The organism is Helicobacter didelphidarum, assembly GCF_003364195.1.
Taxonomy (GTDB): Bacteria; Campylobacterota; Campylobacteria; order Campylobacterales; family Helicobacteraceae; genus Helicobacter_A; species Helicobacter_A didelphidarum.
On sequence record NZ_NXLQ01000149.1, the window covers coordinates 1 to 1,001 of the forward strand.

Annotated in this window: 2 protein-coding genes; both read right to left on the bottom strand. The window is 30.2% G+C overall.

Annotation, left to right across the window (positions count from 1 at the left end):
• Positions 1 to 24 precede the first annotated feature (24 nt).
• The gene (locus tag CQA53_RS11610; protein ID WP_115544036.1) at positions 25 to 615 is read right to left on the bottom strand and encodes a hypothetical protein; all 591 of its coding nucleotides are present in this window, start codon (positions 613 to 615) and stop codon (positions 25 to 27) included.
• Positions 615 to 1,001: hypothetical protein (locus CQA53_RS12830; RefSeq protein ID WP_181882480.1), on the bottom strand; the 387-nt coding region annotated here is incomplete at its 5' end. The genes CQA53_RS12830 and CQA53_RS11610, both read right to left, overlap by 1 nt.

Sequence of the window (1,001 nt, forward strand, 5' to 3'; positions counted from 1 at the left end):
ATCTCCCACTTGGGATTCATCTACCTACCTATTTATCTCTCCAATCCAACGCACAATATTCCCTTTAGAATCTATCTCTACTTCTAAGTCTTTGTATTTTTTATAGAATCTAGGGGATAGAATCTCATCGAAGTATTGTGTGCCTTTTGGGGTGAGAATTGCATTGATATTATATTTACTCCATTGATTTGGATTTTCCCACGAAGTATCGCAAAAATCCTCCGCATTAAATCGCTCTTTGCAAATAAAATTATCCCTAAAATATATCCACGCTTCATACTTGTTCTCTTTATAATGCGATAATGTTGGCTGTTGTGGCTTATCTGTTATATAAAAATCTATCATATCATTTAAAAATAATTCTGTTAATATAGCGATATATGTATCTTTATATACCTGTGTGTAAAGATTAAAAATCATATAAATTTCAGAATACTCATTAAACATAGAAAGTTCGCATACAATATCATATTCTACAATTTCAGTAATGTCCTTATCACTGATACTATTGTGCGTGATGAAAATATCAAGATAAGATTTTATGCACAAATCAAGTGTAATATCCCATCGTGGAAACAAGCTATCTCCCATATCTTCCAAAACTTTAAGTTGCATTATGTTCCTTTATCAATATGTATTTTATAATCTTTTCCGTTAATTTTAGTATCTATGGTAGGAGTATTACCGCTTTGTTTGCTCGAATAACTCCTTAAATGTATATTTGTGCCATCATCTAGCACTCTTGTAATTCTTGTTCCCTTTTCGTTTGTCTCTATTTTTTCTTTTTTAAAGTTTTTGGTCAGCTTCTCCCATAAAGCCATAAGTTCCTTTTCGTTTTTTACTAAGTATATTCTACTTCTTGGCTTACCATTCAGATTCAAGGCTTTCTTAAGATTTTTTATTATCTCTAGCACCTCTTCTCTACTTAAAGATTGAGGCTTTAATATTTTTACATCTTTTTTATTCTTGTTTTTATCAATAATTTGTTCTATTTTAGAATA

Bases quoted from the DNA above. Each gene is read 5' to 3' on its own strand.
- CQA53_RS11610 (WP_115544036.1), bottom strand. From the start codon at position 615: ATGCAACTTAAAGTTTTGGAAGATATGGGAGATAGCTTGTTTCCACGA.